Origin of the sequence: Actinoallomurus spadix (assembly GCF_024055725.1) — a bacterium.
Taxonomy (GTDB): Bacteria; Actinomycetota; Actinomycetes; order Streptosporangiales; family Streptosporangiaceae; genus Actinoallomurus; species Actinoallomurus spadix.
In genome coordinates, this window is the sequence record NZ_JAMXMX010000019.1 from 77,404 (window position 1) to 93,312 (window position 15,909).

Annotated in this window: 14 protein-coding genes; 11 read left to right on the top strand and 3 right to left on the bottom strand. The window is 73.1% G+C overall.

All coding sequences use genetic code 11. The features are described 5' to 3' along the window. Window positions 1–60: 60 nt before the first annotated feature. A complete protein-coding gene (locus tag NE235_RS25740) occupies window positions 61–2,136 on the top strand; it encodes an ABC transporter ATP-binding protein (RefSeq protein WP_308206153.1) in 2,076 nt (691 codons plus the stop codon). Between the two features lie 12 nt (window positions 2,137–2,148). On the opposite strand, the gene NE235_RS25745 is transcribed toward NE235_RS25740, so the two are convergent. After that, complete coding sequence (locus NE235_RS25745; RefSeq protein ID WP_252807397.1) at window positions 2,149–2,898, bottom strand: TrmH family RNA methyltransferase; 750 nt, start codon at window positions 2,896–2,898, stop codon at window positions 2,149–2,151. Window positions 2,899–3,102: 204 nt separating this feature from the next. Between NE235_RS25745 and NE235_RS25750 the strand changes: the two genes are divergently transcribed. Further along, the gene (locus NE235_RS25750) at window positions 3,103–4,278 is read left to right on the top strand and encodes a winged helix DNA-binding domain-containing protein (RefSeq protein WP_252807398.1); all 1,176 of its coding nucleotides are present in this window, start codon (window positions 3,103–3,105) and stop codon (window positions 4,276–4,278) included. Between the two features lie 27 nt (window positions 4,279–4,305). Here NE235_RS25750 and hrpA read toward each other — a convergent pair whose 3' ends face one another. Both hrpA and pgeF read right to left on the bottom strand, forming a co-directional pair. Further along, window positions 4,306–8,178, bottom strand: coding sequence for an ATP-dependent RNA helicase HrpA (gene hrpA / locus NE235_RS25755; protein ID WP_252807400.1), 3,873 nt, complete (start codon window positions 8,176–8,178; stop codon window positions 4,306–4,308). Window positions 8,179–8,380: 202 nt separating this feature from the next. Further along, on the bottom strand, window positions 8,381–9,088 hold the full coding sequence (gene pgeF / locus NE235_RS25760; protein WP_252807402.1) for a peptidoglycan editing factor PgeF: 708 nt from the start codon (window positions 9,086–9,088) through the stop codon (window positions 8,381–8,383). Between the two features lie 203 nt (window positions 9,089–9,291). Here pgeF and NE235_RS25765 point away from each other — a divergent pair, with 203 nt between their 5' ends. The 9 genes from NE235_RS25765 to NE235_RS25805 all read left to right on the top strand — a co-directional run bounded on the left by NE235_RS25765 (window position 9,292) and on the right by NE235_RS25805 (window position 15,890). Next, the gene (locus NE235_RS25765) at window positions 9,292–10,053 is read left to right on the top strand and encodes a CoA transferase subunit A (protein ID WP_252807404.1); all 762 of its coding nucleotides are present in this window, start codon (window positions 9,292–9,294) and stop codon (window positions 10,051–10,053) included. Between the two features lie 37 nt (window positions 10,054–10,090). Beyond that, window positions 10,091–10,726, top strand: a complete 636-nt coding sequence (locus NE235_RS25770) for a CoA transferase subunit B (protein WP_252807407.1) — start codon at window positions 10,091–10,093, stop codon at window positions 10,724–10,726. Continuing rightward, entirely contained in the window at window positions 10,723–11,394 is a 672-nt protein-coding gene (gene pcaH / locus NE235_RS25775; protein ID WP_252807409.1) for a protocatechuate 3,4-dioxygenase subunit beta, read from the top strand. The genes NE235_RS25770 and pcaH overlap by 4 nt, the downstream gene beginning before the upstream one ends. Continuing rightward, window positions 11,394–11,927: a protocatechuate 3,4-dioxygenase subunit alpha gene (gene pcaG / locus NE235_RS25780; RefSeq protein WP_252807411.1), complete on the top strand. Its 534-nt coding sequence runs from the start codon at window positions 11,394–11,396 to the stop codon at window positions 11,925–11,927. Before pcaH ends, pcaG begins: the two co-directional genes overlap by 1 nt. Further along, entirely contained in the window at window positions 11,908–13,296 is a 1,389-nt protein-coding gene (gene pcaB / locus NE235_RS25785; protein WP_252807413.1) for a 3-carboxy-cis,cis-muconate cycloisomerase, read from the top strand. Before pcaG ends, pcaB begins: the two co-directional genes overlap by 20 nt. Beyond that, window positions 13,289–14,038 carry an alpha/beta fold hydrolase gene (locus NE235_RS25790; RefSeq protein WP_252807415.1) on the top strand — a complete coding sequence of 250 codons (750 nt, stop codon included), beginning with the start codon at window positions 13,289–13,291 and terminating at the stop codon, window positions 14,036–14,038. Before pcaB ends, NE235_RS25790 begins: the two co-directional genes overlap by 8 nt. Continuing rightward, entirely contained in the window at window positions 14,035–14,412 is a 378-nt protein-coding gene (pcaC, locus tag NE235_RS25795; protein ID WP_252807417.1) for a 4-carboxymuconolactone decarboxylase, read from the top strand. The genes NE235_RS25790 and pcaC overlap by 4 nt, the downstream gene beginning before the upstream one ends. Window positions 14,413–14,527: 115 nt before the next feature. Then, window positions 14,528–15,016, top strand: coding sequence for a hypothetical protein (locus NE235_RS25800; RefSeq protein ID WP_252807419.1), 489 nt, complete (start codon window positions 14,528–14,530; stop codon window positions 15,014–15,016). Window positions 15,017–15,107: 91 nt separating this feature from the next. After that, a complete protein-coding gene (locus NE235_RS25805; protein ID WP_252807421.1) occupies window positions 15,108–15,890 on the top strand; it encodes an IclR family transcriptional regulator in 783 nt (260 codons plus the stop codon). The last annotated feature ends 19 nt before the right edge of the window (window positions 15,891–15,909 follow it).

A 15,909-nucleotide genomic window follows, 5' to 3' on the forward strand; every position in this document is an offset into this window, starting at 1 on the left:
CGCCGGTGGTCTTCGCCCGGCGGAGGGACACTGCGGTCGGCTGCCACTGGGGGAGGCACGATGCGACGTGGTTCGACCACGCGGACCGGGAACGGGCAGGCGAGCACCGGACAGGGCGAGAACGACCCGGCCGGAGCGCAGCGGGGTGAGAACGGGCGGGCCCTCGACGAGCAGGCCCGGGACGGCGCGCGCACCGGACAGTCCCGGGATGACGACCGGGACGGCGCGCGGGACGCGGGCGCGGGGCAGGGCCTTGTCGTCGGGGAGATGGCGGCGCTGCCCTGGCAGGCCCACCTGGGCGAGCTGGCCGCCACGAGCCTGACGGGCATGAGCCGCCGGCTGCCCACGCTGGTCGCGGCCGCCCTCCGCCTCGCCTGGCGGGCGAGCCGGTTCGACACGACGGCGACCGTCCTGCTCAACCTCGCCGCGGGCGTCTTCACCGCCTACGGGCTGCTGGCCACGTCCGGCGTCCTCACGGCGCTGTTCGCCGGCGGGGCGACGCCCGACCGGGTACGGGCGGCCCTGCCGGCGCTCGCCCTGGTGGCGGGGGCGGCGGCGCTGCGCTCCGGGCTGCAGGCGGGCGCGGGCTGGGCGCAGGCCCGGCTCAAGCCGAGGGTCAACCGTATGGTCGAGACCCGTCTGTTCGACCTGACCATGCGCGTGGACCTGACGGCCTTCGACGACACCGACTTCCACGACGCCATGCACCGGGCCCGCCAGCGTGGCCTGTACGAGGCGTCGGCGGTCGTCCAGGAGACGATCGACATCCTGACCGGCCTCGTCGGGCTGACGGCCGCGGCCGGAGCGCTCGGCGTGCTCCATCCCGTGCTGCTGCCGCTGTTGCTCCTGACGGCGGTGCCCGACGGGTGGGCGGCGGCGCGCTCCGCCCGGATGCGTTACCTGACGATCTTCACCCTGTCCCCGGTGCGCCGCCGCAAGTGGGTGCTCGCGGACCTGATGGCCGACCGGGACTCCGCCGCGGAGATCCGGGCCTTCACGATGCGCGGCTTCCTCGGCCGCGAACACGACCGGCTCGGCACCGAGGAGTGCGCGGTCCACGTCGCTCTCGCCCGCCGTCAGACGGTCGTGCAGGTGCTGGGTGAGATCGCCGGCGGGCTGGCGACCGGAGCGGTGTACGTCGTGCTGGGCGTCCTGCTCGCGACCGGTGCCCTGCCCCTGGCCGTGGCGGGCACCGCGGTGCTGGCGATCCGCAGCGGGAAGACCTCGATGGCCTCGCTCCTGTACGCGGTCAACCAGTGCTACGAGTCGGGACTGTACTTCTCCGACTATCTCGAGTTCTGCGCCGAGGCCGAGCGCCGCGTCCCCGAACGGCGCACCGGTCCGGTGCCGAGGACCTTCGACGTCATCACCGCCGAGGACGTCTGGTTCACCTACCCGGGAGCGGACGAGCCCAGCCTTCGCGGGGTCTCGGTCCGGGTCCGCGCGGGCCAGGTCGTCGCCCTCGTCGGGGAGAACGGCTCGGGTAAGACGACGCTGGCCAAGATCCTGGCGGGTCTGTACCGGCCCGACGGGGGCGAGGTGCGCTGGGACGCCGCCCGCCTGTCCGAGGTCGACCTCGAGGGTCTCCGCGAGAACATCGCGATGATCCCGCAGGACTACACGCACTGGCCGATGACGGCGCGGCACAACATCGCGATGGGGCGTACGCCCGACGACGCCCTGATCACCGAGGCGGCCAGGGCCTCCGGGGCGGACGAGGTCATCGAGCCGCTGTCGAACGGGTACGGCACGCTGCTCGACCGGCGCTTCAAGGACGGCCACGAGCTGTCGGGCGGGCAGTGGCAGCGGATCGCGGTCGCGCGCGGCTTCTACCGGGACGCTTCACTGCTGATCTGCGACGAGCCCACCGCGGCCCTCGACGCCCGTGCCGAGAACGCGCTGTTCGAGCGGATCCGCGGCCACGCCGACGGCCGTACGGTCCTGCTGATCACGCACCGGCTCGCCAGCGTCCGCCACGCCGACCAGGTCTACGTCCTCGACCACGGCCGGGTCGTGGAGGAGGGGACGCCCGCCGCGCTGCTGGCGGCCGGTGGCGTCTTCAGCGAGCTGTACGACCTGCAGGCCCGGGCGTACCGGCTGGCCGGACAGCCGCACGAGCCCGGCCCGGCCCGGTGATCCCGGCGCGGGTCAGACGGTGGCGTGCCGCCGGATCCACTCGTACATCGCGACGCCGCTGGCCACTCCGGCGTTGATCGAGCGGGTCGACCCGAACTGCGGGATGTGCAGGACGACGTCGGCGGCCTCCCGGGCCTCCTCCGACAGACCCGGTCCCTCCTGGCCGAAGAGCATGAGGCACGCGGCCGGCAGCTCCGCGCTCTGGATCGGGCGGGACCCGGGCAGGTTGTCGATGCCGATGATCGGCAGGTCGCGCCCACGGCACCACGCCACGAGATCGCTCGTCGCCGGATGGTGGCGTACGTGCTGGTAGCGGTCGGTGACCATGGCGCCGCGCCGATTCCAGCGCCGCCGGCCGACGATGTGCACCTCCGCGGCGAGGAACGCGTTGGCGTTGCGGACGACCGCGCCGATGTTGAAGTCGTGCTGCCAGTTCTCGACGGCGACGTGGAAGGGATGCCGCCGGGCGTCGAGGTCGGCGACGATCGCCTCGTTGCTCCAGTAGCGGTACTCGTCGACGACGTTGCGGCGGTCGCCGCCCGCGAGCAGCGCCGGGTCGAGCCGGGGGTCGTCCGGCCAGGGCAGCGGGTGCGGCCCGACTCCCACGGGCCCGGCCCCGGCCTCCGGGGCGGCCACGGTCTCCGGGCCGGCCACGGGCCTCGCGCCGTTCGGCGGGGCGGCCACGGGCGCGGCCGCGCCGTTTCGCGGCGTCGGGTCGCCGGCCGGGTTTTGGCGGGGAGCGGGTGCGACGTCGGACGTCATGGGCCAGAGCATAGAAGGTGACCGCGGCCGCTTCGGCGCGTCCGGCGGCGGTGGGCCCGGTCCGGCTCCGCGTGCCCGCCGCGGGCGGCGACAGTCCGTCCGGGACCCCAGGGCGTACCGCCGCCTCCCGCCGGCGTGAGCCCGCCGATCGACAGGGGGTTCCTGATCGCCGCGAATGTCGGTGGACGCCGTCATAATCGGCGGATGACCGTACGGGCGATCAAGGCAGAGGAGCGCCGGGCGCGTCTCGGCGCGCGGCACCGTCTCGCGGATCCGGCGGACACCGTCGTCGACGTCGCTCAGGCGCTGGTTGCGCTGCACGGCACCGATCCGGCGTCGGTGCACCTCGCCGCGGCGGCCCGGATGCGCGTGCCGGATGTCGGCGCGGTGGAGCGGGCGCTGTACGACGACCGCCTGCTGTTGCGGATGCTGGCCATGCGGCGGACGGTCTTCACGGTTCCGGCCGAGTCGGCCCCGGTGGTCCAGGCGGCCTGCTCCGACGAGGTGGCGCGGCGCGAGCGCCGCAAGACCCTGCGGTTCATCGAGCAGGCGGGCCTCGGCGACGACGCCTGGCTGCGCGAGGTGGAGGAGGCCACGGTCGCCGCGCTACGGGCCCGCGGCGAGGCGTTCGCCGCCGATCTGTCCGCCGACGTGCCCCGGCTGAAGGAGCGCATCCTCCTCGCGGAGGGCAAGGCGTACGAGGCACGGCCGACCATCGCCAACCGGGTGCTGCTCGGCCTGGCCGCGGAGGGCCGGGTCGTCCGCGGCCGGCCGCGCGGCTCCTGGACGAGCAGCCAGTTCAGCTGGTCTCCGATCGAGGCGTGGCTGCCCGGCGGGCTGCCGCGCGTCCCCGCGGAGGAGGCGCGGGCCGAGCTGGTCCGCCGGTGGCTCGGCGCGTACGGGCCCGGGACCGTCTCCGATCTGAAGTGGTGGACCGGTCTCACCCTCACCCAGGTCAGGAAGGCGCTGGAACGGATCGCCGTCGCGCGGGTCGAGCTCGCCGGCGAGGACGGGTACGTCCTGGCCGAGGACGTGGAGCCCGTGCCCGATCCGGGGCCCTGGGTCGCCCTGCTGCCCGCTCTGGACCCGACGGTCATGGGCTGGGCGGGACGCGACTGGTATCTCGGCGGGCACGGCCCGCTCCTGTTCGACCGCAACGGCAACGCCGGCCCCACGGTCTGGTGCGACGGGCGGGTCGTCGGCGGCTGGGCGCAGCGCGCCGACGGCGAGGTGGTCCACCGGCTGCTGGAGGACGTCGGCGCGGAGGCGGCCGCGGCGATCGCCGCCGAGGCCGCCCGGCTCACCTCGTGGCTGGGCCCCGTCCGGCTCGCCCCCCGCGCCCGGGGTCGATCCCCGGTCGAGGCGGAGCTCGTCGCCTGACGGGGCGGTGGCCTCAGGAGGCCGGCCTCAGGAGGCGGTGGCCTGGTCGAGGGCCTTGAGGATGCGTTTCTCCGACACGGGGTAGGCGGTGCCGAGCTGCTGGGCGAAGAAGCTGACCCGCAGTTCCTCGATCATCCAGCGGACCCGCCGGATCTCCGCGTTGCCGGGCCTGGCGTCGCGGGCCCGGATGTAGGCCGCCTCGACCTGCTGGACCCGCTGCATGCGCTGGCGGTCGCCGTACGGGTCCTCGGGGAGCTTGTCGAGCCGGCGTTCGACCGCCCGCAGGTAGCGCAGGAGGTCGGGCAGCCGGCGGCGGCCGGTGACGGTGACGAAACCGGGATAGATGAGCCGGGACAGCTGCGCCCGGATGTCGGTCAGCGCCGGGATCAGCGTCGGGCTGTTCGTGCTCTTCAGCCCGCGGTCGACCTGGTGCGCCGCCGCCAGGACGCGCTGCACGTGGGCGAGGACGTCGGCGGCGGTGTCGGCGAGGTCGGCGCGGACGTGATCGGTCAGGCGGCGGAAGCTTGCCTCGTCCCACGCGGGGCCGCCGCCCTCGGTGATCAGATGGTCCGCGGCGCAGGCGATGCAGTCGTCCAGCAGCGCCGGGACGCCGCCGTGGGGATTGTGACTGAGCACCAGCTTGGCCTGGTTGTCCAGCCTGCTCTGCAGGTACTTCAGCGGGGACGGGCTGTTCAGCAGGACGAGCCGCCGGGTGCCGCGCCACATCGCCCGCTCCTGCTCGGCCTCGGTGGCGTACGTGCGCACGGCGACGCTGTCGCCCTCGTCGGTCAGCGCCGGATACGCCCTGACCCGGCCCTGCTCGTACACGCGCGGGAGCGTGCCGATGTCCCAGCCGCGCAGGCCCGTCCGTTCGAGGTCGTCGGCGGCCTTCGACAGCGTCGCGGAGACCTTCGGCGCCAGGCGGCGCTTCAGCGCGGTGAGGTCCTTGCCCTCGGCGAGGGTGCGCCGCCGGTCGGTCACCCGGTAGGTGATCTTCAGGTGGTCGGGGACGCGGGACAGGTCCCACGCCTCGCGCGGGACGGTGACGCCGGTCATCGCGCGCAGCTCGCGTTCCAGGACGTCGAGGAGGGGCCCCGAGCCGGGGGTCATGCGCGCCAGCACCTCACGGGCGACGTTCGGCGCGGGAACGAAGTTGACGCGCAGCTGCTTGGGCAGCGACCGGATCAGCTCGGTCACCAGGTCCTGCCGCAGGCCCGGGATCTGCCAGTCGAACTCCTCGCCGTCGACCTGGTTCAGCACCGGCAGCGGGATGTGCACGGTCACGCCGTCGGCGTCCGTGCCCGGTTCGAACTGGTACGACAGCCGGAACCGATGCCCGTCCGCCTGCCAGGCGTCGGGATAGTCGGCCTGGCTGACCTCCCCGGCGGCATCGTTGACCAGCATGGACGTCGAGAAGGTGAGCAGCTCCGGCTCGTCGCGCTGCGTCTTCTTCCACCAGGCGTCGAAGTGACGCGCGGAGACGACGTCGGCGGGGACGCGCTCGTCGTAGAACGCGAACAGGGTGTCGTCGTCGACGACGATGTCGCGGCGCCGCGCCCGGTGCTCCAGCTCCTCGGCCTGCTCGAGCAGCCGGCGGTTGTCGCGCAGGAACCGGTGGTGGGAGTCCCAGTCGCCCTCGACCAGCGCGTGCCGGATGAACAGCTCCCGGCACAGCTCCGGGTCGATCCTGCCGTAGTTGACCTTGCGCTGCGCCACGATCGGCACGCCGTACAGCGTGACCTTCTCGTACGCCATCACGGCGCCCTGGTTCTTCTCCCAGTGCGGCTCGCTGTACGTGCGCTTGACCAGGTGGCCGGCGAGCGGCTCGACCCACTCCGGCTCGATCTTGGCGGCCATGCGCGCCCACAGCCGGGACGTCTCGACCAGCTCCGCCGCCATCACCCAGCGCGGCGGCCGCTTGGCGAGCGCCGAACCCGGGAAGATAGCGAACCGGGCGTTCCGGGCGCCGAGGTACTCGCGCGGGCCGCGCCGGGCATCGTCCTTACCGCCGCCGCCGTTCTTCTTCTCGGTGTCCAGCAGGCCGACGTGGGACAGCAGGCCCGCCAGGAGCGACACGTGGACGCGCTGCGGGTCGGCGGGCGTGGAGTTCATCGTGACGCCGAGGTCCTTGCCGACCTGCCGCAGCTGCCCGTAGATGTCCTGCCACTCGCGGATGCGCAGGTAGTGGAGGTACTCCTGCTTGCACAGCCTGCGGAACTGGTTGCCGGACAGCTCCTTCTGGCGCTCCCGCAGGTAGTTCCACAGGTTGAGGTACGCGAGGAAGTCCGACTCCTTGTCGGCGAACCGGGCGTGCTGCTGGTCGGCGGCGGCCCGCTTGTCGGCCGGGCGCTCGCGAGGATCCTGGATCGACAGGGCGGCCGCGATCACCATGACCTCGTGCACGCAGCCGTTCCGGTCGGCCTCCAGCACCATGCGGGCCAGCCGCGGGTCGACGGGGAGCTGCGCGAGCTTGCGGCCCAGCTGCGTCAGCCGGTCGCCGTCGAGCGCGCCGAGCTCCTGCAGGAGGTTCACGCCGTCCTTGACGTTGCGGCGGTCCGGCGGGTCGATGAACGGGAAGTCGAGGATGTCACCGAGCCCCAGGTCGGTCATCTGCAGGATGACCGACGCGAGGTTGGTGCGCAGGATCTCCGCGTCGGTGTACTCCGGGCGCGCGAGGAAGTCCTCCTCGGAGTACAGCCGGATGCAGATGCCCTCCGAGACGCGGCCGCAGCGGCCCTTGCGCTGGTTGGCCGACGCCTGGGAGACCGGCTCGATCGGCAGCCGCTGGACCTTCGTACGGTGGCTGTAGCGCGAGATGCGGGCGGTGCCCGGGTCGATGACGTACTTGATGCCCGGAACGGTCAGCGACGTCTCGGCGACGTTGGTGGCCAGGACGATGCGCCGGCCGCGGTGCGCCTGGAACACCCGGTGCTGCTCGGCCGTCGACAGCCGGGCGAACAGCGGCAGCACCTCGGTGTTCTTCAGTTTGCGCTTCTCCAGCGCGTCGGCGGTGTCGCGGATCTCCCGCTCGCCGGACAGGAACACCAGGACGTCGCCCGGCTCCTCCAGGGCCAGCTCGTCCACGGCGTCCAGGATCGCCTGGACCTGGTCGTCGTCCTCCTCGACCGGGCGGTAGCGCACCTCCACCGGGTAGGTGCGGCCGGACACCTCGACGATCGGCGCGTCGTCGAAGTGCTTGGAGAACCGCTCGGGGTCGATCGTCGCCGAGGTGATGATCACCTTGAGGTCGGGGCGCTTGGGCAGCAGCCGCTTGAGGTAGCCCAGGATGAAGTCGATGTTCAGGCTGCGCTCGTGCGCCTCGTCGATGATCAGCGTGTCGTAGCGGCGCAGCAGCCGGTCGCGGGACATCTCGGCGAGGAGGATGCCGTCGGTCATCAGCTTGACCAGCGTGTCCTCGCCGGAGTGGTCGGCGAAGCGCACCTGGTAGCCGACGGTCTCGCCGAGCTCGGTGCCCAGCTCCTCCGCGATCCGGTCGGCGACCGTCCGCGCGGCCAGCCGGCGCGGCTGCGTGTGCCCGATCAGCCCCTTGACGCCGCGCCCCAGCTCCAGGCAGATCTTGGGCAGCTGGGTGGTCTTGCCGGACCCGGTCTCACCCGCGACGATCACGACCTGATGGTCCGCGACGGCCTTGAGGATCTCGTCCTTCTTCTGGCTGACCGGCAGCGCCTCGGGATACGTGACCGGCGGGATCGCGGCGCGGCGGCGGGCGACGCGGCGCTCCGCGGCCTCCACCTCCGCGGTGACCTCGGCGAGGATCTTCTCCCTGGCCTCGGCGGCGCGCACCTTGCGCAGTCCGTCGAGACGACGACGTAGCCGATGCCGGTCACGCAGCATCAGCTCGGGCAGGCGGGTCTGCAGGTCGGTAATCGAGGATCCCATCGCAACCGGAAGGATAGGCAGGCAGCCGGACGGTCCAGCCTCCGGCGTCCACCGTGCCCGATCGGCGGGCACCGCGCCACCCGATTTCCGCCGCCCTCAGGCCGGCGGACCGGGGCCCACGTTCCAACACCGTTCCGTCGTGATCTGTTCCGGGTCGATCACCCGGGCCGGATTCCGCCAGGGATCTCGCCCGGTGACCCGCTTACTCCAGCCAGATGAGGCCCGCGAACCGGCCGGTGCGGCCCTCACGGCGGTAGGAGTACAGCTCGGGGCTCTCGATCGTGCAGCGCGCGTCGTGCCGTACGTCGGTCACGCCGGCGGCCGTGAGCTGCGCGGTGATCCCCGCCCTGATGTCGAGCGCGGGCGTTCCCTGCCGGGTCGTCGACCAGGCCGCGGGCAGCACCGCCGCCACCTCGTCGCGCAGTTCGGCGGACACCTCGTAACACGAACCGCAGGCGTTCGGGCCGATCAGCGCGACCATCCGGGCCGGGTCGGCGCCCCGCCCCGCCATCGCCTCGACCAGCGCGGGGACCACGCCTGCGGCCGTGCCCGCGCGGCCCGCGTGCGCGCCGCCCACCAGCCGCGCGACCGGATCGGCGACCAGCACCGGCGCGCAGTCGGCGACGAGCACCGCCAGCGCCAGGCCCGTCTCGCCGGTGTAGACGCCGTCGAGGGCCGGTGGATCGTCGCCGAACGGCCCGGTGACGTACCGGACGTCGGCACTGTGCACCTGGCGCATGTAGACGACCCGTTCGACGCCGAGCTCGGCGGCGGTCTTGGCGCGGTTCTCCCGGACCACGGCCGGATCGTCCCCGACCCCGCCACCGAGGTTGCGCGAGTCGTACGGCGCGGCGCTCGTCCCGCCGGACCGGTCGGTGATGACGGCGCCCACTCCATCGGCCAGCTGCATCGGCCCGTTCCTCCCTGCTCTCGGCTCCCAGACGTTACCAATCAGCCCGCCGGCCGCCCGCGCGACGCGGTCCAGGCGGCGAGGACCCGGCGCTCCTCGGCCCGGCGGGATCTTTCGCGGCCGGCGGAAGCCGAGGCCCCGGGATTTCCGCTCAGCGGAAGGGAGGGGGTGGCCGGGAGGACGCGGATTGGCAGGGTGGGGACATGGACAAGGTGCTTCCCTCGGCGGCGGAGGCCGTGGCGGACATCGGCGACGGCGCGTCGATCGCGGTCGGCGGGTTCGGGCTGTGCGGTGTCCCCTTCACGTTGATCGACGCGCTCTACGAACGGGGCAGTTCGGAGCTGTCGATCGTGTCGAACAACTGCGGCACCATCGGCCGGGGGCTGGGACGCCTCCTGGACGCCGGGCGGATCACCCGGGCGATGGGGTCCTACGTCGGGGAGAACAAGGAGCTCGCCCGGCGCTACCTGTCGGGGGAGATCGAGCTCGAACTCGTGCCGCAGGGAACGTTGTCGGAGCGCCTGCGCGCGGGCGGAAGCGGGATTCCGGCGTTCTACACCCCCGCGGGCGTCGGCACGCTCGTCGCGGAGGGCGGCCTGCCATGGCGGTACGGGCCGGACGGCGACGTCGTCGTGGCCTCCCCGCCGAAGGAGGTCCGCGAGTTCGGCGGTCGGTCGTACGTCCTGGAGGAGAGCGTCCGGACCGACTTCGCCCTCGTGCGCGCCGCGCGCGGGGATCGGCACGGCAACCTGGTCTTCGACAAGGCCGCCCGGAACTTCAACCCCCTCTGCGCCATGGCGGCCCGGACCGCGATCGCCGAGGTCGACGAGCTCGTCGACTTCCTCGACCCGGACGAGATCCACCTGCCGGGGATCTTCGTTCGGCGCGTGGTCGCGCTCACGCCGGAGCAGGCCGCCGACAAGCCGATCGAGAAGCGCACCGTGAGCAAGGCCCAGAGCGAGTGAGAAGGCCGGGCGACCTACCGATGAGCCGGGGCGGGAAATGAGCTGGAGCAGGGACGAGATCGCCGCGCGGGCGGCGGCCGAGCTTTCCGACGGGATGTACGTCAACCTGGGCATCGGGCTGCCGACGCGCATCCCCGGACATCTGCCCGCGGGTGCCGACTTGGTGATCCACTCGGAGAACGGCGTGCTGGGCGTCGGCCCGTACCCGGCCGAGGACGAGGTCGATCCCGACCTGATCAACGCGGGCAAGGAGACGGTGACGGTCCGTCGTGGCGCGTCGTTCTTCGACTCGGCGCTGTCGTTCGGAATGATCCGCGGCGGTCACGTGGACGTGGCCGTGCTCGGCGCCATGCAGGTGTCGGCCCGCGGCGACCTGGCGAACTGGGCCGTCCCCGGAAAGATGATCAAGGGGATGGGCGGGGCGATGGACCTCGTCCACGGCGCCCGGCGGGTGATCGTGGTGATGGAGCACACCGCCAAGGACGGCAGCCCGAAGATCGTAAAAGAGTGTTCCCTGCCGCTGACCGGCGCGGCCTGCGTCCAGCGGATCATCACCGACCTGGGCGTCCTCGACGTCACCCCGGACGGCCTGGTCCTGATCGAGACCGCGCCCGGCGTGAGCGAGCAGGAGATCCGCGACCGCACCGAACCCCCGATCGGAGCACCTCGATGACCGACCCGAACCCGCCCTACCTCTACCCGCCGTACGGGAGCACGCCGCTGCGGGCGCCGTCCCGGCCACTGGTGATGCCCAGTTACGGGCCCGACGCGATCGAGCTGGTCAGCCCCGTTTTCGGCCACGAGGAACTGGGCCTGCTCGACAACGACCTGACCAGGCAGCACTCCGGAGACCCGATCGGCGAACGGATCATCGTCACCGGCCGGGTCCTGGACTCCGGCGGGCGCCCGGTGCCGAACGCGCTGGTCGAGATCTGGCAGGCGAACGCCGCCGGGCGGTACATCCACCTGCGCGAGCAGCACCCGGCGCCGCTCGACCCGAACTTCACCGGCGCGGGCCGCTGCCTCACCGACGCCGACGGCCGCTACCGCTTCGTCACGGTCAAGCCGGGCGCCTACCCGTGGGGGAACCACCACAACGCCTGGCGGCCCGCGCACATCCACTTCTCGGTGTTCGGGACGGCGTTCACGCAGCGGCTGGTCACCCAGATGTACTTCCCCGGCGACCCGCTGTTCGCCTACGACCCGATCTTCCAGTCGATTCCCGACGAGAAGGCCAGGGAACGCCTCGTCTCCCGGTTCGACATCGACACGACCGTGCCGGACTGGTCCCTCGCCTACCAGTGGGACATCGTCCTCGGCGCGACCCCCACGGAGGCCTGATGAGCACCCCCTCGCAGACGGTCGGCCCGTTCTTCGGCTACGCCCTCCCGTACGCCGACGGCCCGTACGTCGTCCCGGAGTGGCATCCGGATTCGATCCGGATCCGCGGCCGGGTCCTGGACGGCGCGGGCGAACCGCTGCCGGACGCGCTCGTGGAGATCTGGCAGGCCGACGCGGACGGCAACGTGGCCCGTGGCGGCGGCGCGCTGCGGCGGGCCGGCAAGGACTTCTCCGGCTTCGGGCGCTGCGGAACCGACGCGGCCGGGAACTTCTGGTTCTCCACGATCAAGCCTGGCGGCCCGGCCCCGTACATCGCGGTGCTGGTCTTCGCCCGCGGCCTGCTCAAGCCGGTCGCGACCCGGATCTACTTCCCCGGCGAGCCCGGCAACGCCACGGACCCGGTGCTGTCCGCCGTGCCGGTGGACCGGCGTGACACGCTGGTCGCCGTACAGGAGGGCGAGCGGTCCTACCGCTTCGACGTCCACCTGCGAGGAGAACAGGAGACCGTGTTCTTTGAGCGGTACTTCGGCTGACCTGCTGTCCCCGGTCGCCGCCGGCACCGTGGCCGCGGAGGCGACGTCCGCCGAGGCGTGGGTGCGCGCACTGATCGACGCGGAGGCGGCCCTGGCCCGGGCCCAGGCCCGTCTCGGGCTGATCCCCGGCGACGTCGCGAACGCCCTCGCGGGCGCCCGGATCGACCCGGCCGACCTGGCCGTACGGGCGCGCGGCGCGGGCAACCCGGTCGTGCCGCTGGTCGCCGCGCTGCGCGAGGTCGCGGGCGACCAGGTCCACGCGGGCGCGACCAGCCAGGACATCATGGACACCGCCGCGATGCTGGTCGCGTCGCGCGTCCGCGCGGCGATCCTCGCCGACCTCGGCCGTACGGCGGACGCCCTTACGGGCCTGGCCCGCCGGCACCGGGACACCCCCATGGCGGGGCGGACGCTCGGACAGCAGGCCGTGCCCACGACGTTCGGGCTGCGGGCCGCCGGCTGGCTCGCCGCGGTCGCGGAGGCGCGGGACCGGCTCGCGGCCGTACGGCTGCCCACCCAGCTCGGCGGGGCCGCCGGAACCCTGGCCGCGCTCGGCACCACCGAACTGCTGCCGCTGTTCGCCGAGGAGACCGGGCTGGCCGAGCCGGTGCTGCCCTGGCACACGCTGCGCGCGCCCGTCGCCGAGCTCGGCGCCGCGCTCGCCCTCGTCGCCGGCGCCCTCGGCAAGATCGCCACGGACGTCGTGTTGCTCGCCCAGACCGAGATCGGGGAGGTCGCCGAGCCGGCGGCGCCCGGCCGCGGCGGATCCTCGGCCATGCCGCACAAGCGCAACCCGGTCCTCGCCACGATGATCCGGTCGGCCGCGCTGCGGGTCCCGGCGTACGTCCAGATCCTGCTCGCCGCCCAGGCCGCCGGCCTCGACCGGCCGACGGGGGAGTGGCACGCGGAGTGGCAGCCGTTCAACGACTGCCTGCGCCTGGTCGGCGGCGCCGCCGAGACCGCCGCCGAGCTGACCGCGGGCCTGGAGGTCTTCCCGGACCGCATGCGCGCCAACCTCCGTGAAGAGCTCCTCGCCGAGTACGTCGCCGGGCGGCTCGCCGAACGAGAGGGCCGGGCGGCCGCCAAGGAGACCGTCGCGCGGGACGTGCGCGAGGGACGCCCGCTCGGCGACCTGCTGCCGCGGGACGACCGCGCGGACGGTGGTACCGGCCCCGCTTCGGCGCCGCGCGGCGGATCCGGGCGGCGTGCGGAGGCTGCCGGAGACGACGGCTCCGCGCGGAGCGGCGGGCCCGGCACGGCGTTCGGAGTCGACCTGGCCGAGGTGATCGGCCGCGCGCCGGAGCTCGTGGACCGCGCCCTCGACGCCTACGGGCAGGCGACTGAGCCGGAAAGGATCCGCGGTGAGTGAGCTGAACCATCGTCTCGACGGCCCGGAGGAGGCGCCGGTCCTGGTCCTGGGCCCCTCCCTCGGCACGACACTCGACCTGTGGCGGCCGCAGCTCCCGGCGCTGGCCGGTCCGTGGCGGACCCTCCGGTTCGACCTTCCCGGCCACAACGGTTCCCCCGCGATCCACGGCTCGATCGCGGACTTCGCGGACGCGGTCGCCGGCCTGCTCGACCAACTCGGCATCGGCCGCGCCGCCTACGCGGGAGTGTCCCTGGGCGGGGCGATCGGCACCGCCCTCGCGCTGCGCCACCCGGACCGGCTCACGAGCCTGGCGCTGTGCTGCACCTCGGCGCGGTTCGGGGACCCGGGCCCGTGGCACGAGCGCGCCGCGCGCGTCCGGGCGGTCGGCCTGGAACCGCTGACCGGCATGTTCCTGGAACGCTGGTTCACCGCCGGTTACGCCGGTCCCGGCGTGGCCGCCGTACGGGACATGCTGCGGCGGATCGACCCGGAGGGGTACGCCGCGTGCTGCGAGGCGCTCGCCGCCTTCGACGCACGGGACCGGCTCGGCGACGTGGCCCTCCCCACCGTGGTCATCGCGGGCGCCGAGGACGTGGCGACCCCGCTGGACCACGCCGAGATCCTCGCCTGGGGGATCCCCGGGGCGGAGCTGGTCGTGGTGCCCGGGGCCCACCTGGCCGGTCTGGAGAGCCCCGGCCCGGTCACCGAGGCACTGGTACGCCACTTGGAGAGGACGGCATGAGCGAGGGGATGAGGGTTCGCCGGGAGGTCCTCGGCGACGCGCACGTGGACCGCGCGCAGGCGCGCACGACGGAGTTCACCGCCGACTTCCAGGACTTCATCACGCGGTACGCGTGGGGGGAGATCTGGACCCGGCCCGGCCTGGACCGCCGGACCCGCAGTTGCGTGACGCTGACCGCGCTGGTCGCCCGCGGGCACCTGGACGAGCTCGCGATGCACGTGCGCGCGGCGCTCCGCAACGGCCTCACGGTGGATGAGATCAAGGAAGTCCTGCTGCAGACCGCGGTATATTGCGGTGTCCCGGCGGCCAACTCCGCCTTCGCGGTCGCCCAGCGCGTCCTCGTGGAGGAGGGTGTCGTCGCCGACAGTGAATGATCGATTTCCCTCCGTGTTCACTCTGAGCGTAATCTGTCGCTCACGCTCCGCGTCGGCGGCGCGTGATCGAGTTCCCCGATCCCCCCAGGGAACGCGAAGCACGGGAGGTAGGGTCATGGACGTGACGGACACCGAGCGGCGGATCAGCCAGCTCTACAACGACGTCTACGCGATCTACGACCAGCTGACGATCGTTCAGCAGACACAGCAGTCCCACGGCCGGCAGCTGACGGCGAACGGCCGTCAGCTGGTGTCCCTGAACGACACGGTCACCCGCATCTGGGCCACCCAGCAGGAGCACGGCGAGCGGCTCAACCACCTCGACAGCTCCATGGCGGTGCTGACCGAGAAGGTCGACGGGTTCGGCGAGCGCTTCGGCCAGGTCGACGAGCGCTTCGCGCAGGTCGACCAGCGGTTCGGCCAGATCGACGAGCGTTTCGCGCAGGTCGACGAGCGGTTCGGCCAGATCGATCAGCGATTCGGTCAGATCGATCAGCGATTCGGTCAGATCGACGAGCGGCTCGACGAGCACGGCAGGAAGCTCGACGAGCAGGGCAGGAAGCTGGATCTGATCATCGAGGCGCTGAACGTCCGCGCCAACTGATCGGAGCCCTCGCGCCCCGCGACCCGGTGCCGGGTCGCGGGGCGTTGCCTATCGTGAAGGTCCAGGGTCCAGGGTCAAGGAAGCGGGAGTGATGTCGGGTGCCGAGCGCCCGCCCAGCGTGGCGGGCAAGGTGATGGCCATCCTCGAGTCGTTCGCGCCCGGCGCCGTGCGGCTGACCCTCACCGAGATCTGCGCTCGCGCCGGACTGCCGCTCGCGACGGGGCACCGGCTCGTCCGGGAGCTGACCGGCGGCGGCTTCCTCGAACGCCTCCCCGACGGGTCGTACCGCATCGGCACGCGCCTGTGGCGCATCGGCGCGCAGGCCTCGGCGGCGCGGAGCCTGCGCGAGCTCGCCCTGCCGCACATGGAGGAGCTGTACGCCGCCACCCATGAGAACGTCCAGCTCGCGGTGCTCAGCGGCGACAAGGCGCTCTATCTCGAACGGCTGCGCGGACCCCGGTCGGTGCCGATCGTGACGCGGGTCGCGGCCGAGCTTCCGCTGCACGCGACGGGCGTGGGCAAGGTTTTGCTCGCCTTCGCCTCAGAGGACTTCGCCGAGAAGGTCATCGCGCTGGGGCTGCCGCCGTACACCCCGCACACCGTCACCGACGCCGATCGCCTGCGGGCGTGCCTCGCCGAGATCCGGCGCTCCGGATACGCCGTGACCCGGGAGGAGATGTCCCTGGGCACGTGCTCGGTCGCGGCCCCGGTCCGTGATCCGGCCGGTGCGGTGTTCGCGGCGCTGTCGCTCGTCACCCGGCGCAACGTCGTCGATCTGCGGCGTCTGGTGCCGGCCGTCCTGGCCGCGGCGAGCGCCCTCGCCCGGGACGTCGACGCCCATGGCGGTTCCGCTGAGTGGAAGGACTGGGGGTGACGGCCGCGGCGTCGGCGCG

What these genes read in the sequence shown, in the direction of transcription:
- NE235_RS25740 (WP_308206153.1), top strand. Translation starts at nt 61, where the DNA reads ATGCGACGTGGTTCGACCACGCGGACCGGGAACGGGCAGGCGAGCACC.
- NE235_RS25745 (WP_252807397.1), bottom strand. Translation starts at nt 2,898, where the DNA reads ATGACGTCCGACGTCGCACCCGCTCCCCGCCAAAACCCGGCCGGCGAC.
- NE235_RS25750 (WP_252807398.1), top strand. Translation starts at nt 3,103, where the DNA reads ATGACCGTACGGGCGATCAAGGCAGAGGAGCGCCGGGCGCGTCTCGGC.
- hrpA (WP_252807400.1), bottom strand. Translation starts at nt 8,178, where the DNA reads ATGGGATCCTCGATTACCGACCTGCAGACCCGCCTGCCCGAGCTGATG.
- pgeF (WP_252807402.1), bottom strand. Translation starts at nt 9,088, where the DNA reads ATGCAGCTGGCCGATGGAGTGGGCGCCGTCATCACCGACCGGTCCGGC.
- NE235_RS25765 (WP_252807404.1), top strand. Translation starts at nt 9,292, where the DNA reads ATGGACAAGGTGCTTCCCTCGGCGGCGGAGGCCGTGGCGGACATCGGC.
- NE235_RS25770 (WP_252807407.1), top strand. Translation starts at nt 10,091, where the DNA reads ATGAGCTGGAGCAGGGACGAGATCGCCGCGCGGGCGGCGGCCGAGCTT.
- pcaH (WP_252807409.1), top strand. Translation starts at nt 10,723, where the DNA reads ATGACCGACCCGAACCCGCCCTACCTCTACCCGCCGTACGGGAGCACG.
- pcaG (WP_252807411.1), top strand. Translation starts at nt 11,394, where the DNA reads ATGAGCACCCCCTCGCAGACGGTCGGCCCGTTCTTCGGCTACGCCCTC.
- pcaC (WP_252807417.1), top strand. Translation starts at nt 14,035, where the DNA reads ATGAGCGAGGGGATGAGGGTTCGCCGGGAGGTCCTCGGCGACGCGCAC.
- NE235_RS25800 (WP_252807419.1), top strand. Translation starts at nt 14,528, where the DNA reads ATGGACGTGACGGACACCGAGCGGCGGATCAGCCAGCTCTACAACGAC.
- NE235_RS25805 (WP_252807421.1), top strand. Translation starts at nt 15,108, where the DNA reads ATGTCGGGTGCCGAGCGCCCGCCCAGCGTGGCGGGCAAGGTGATGGCC.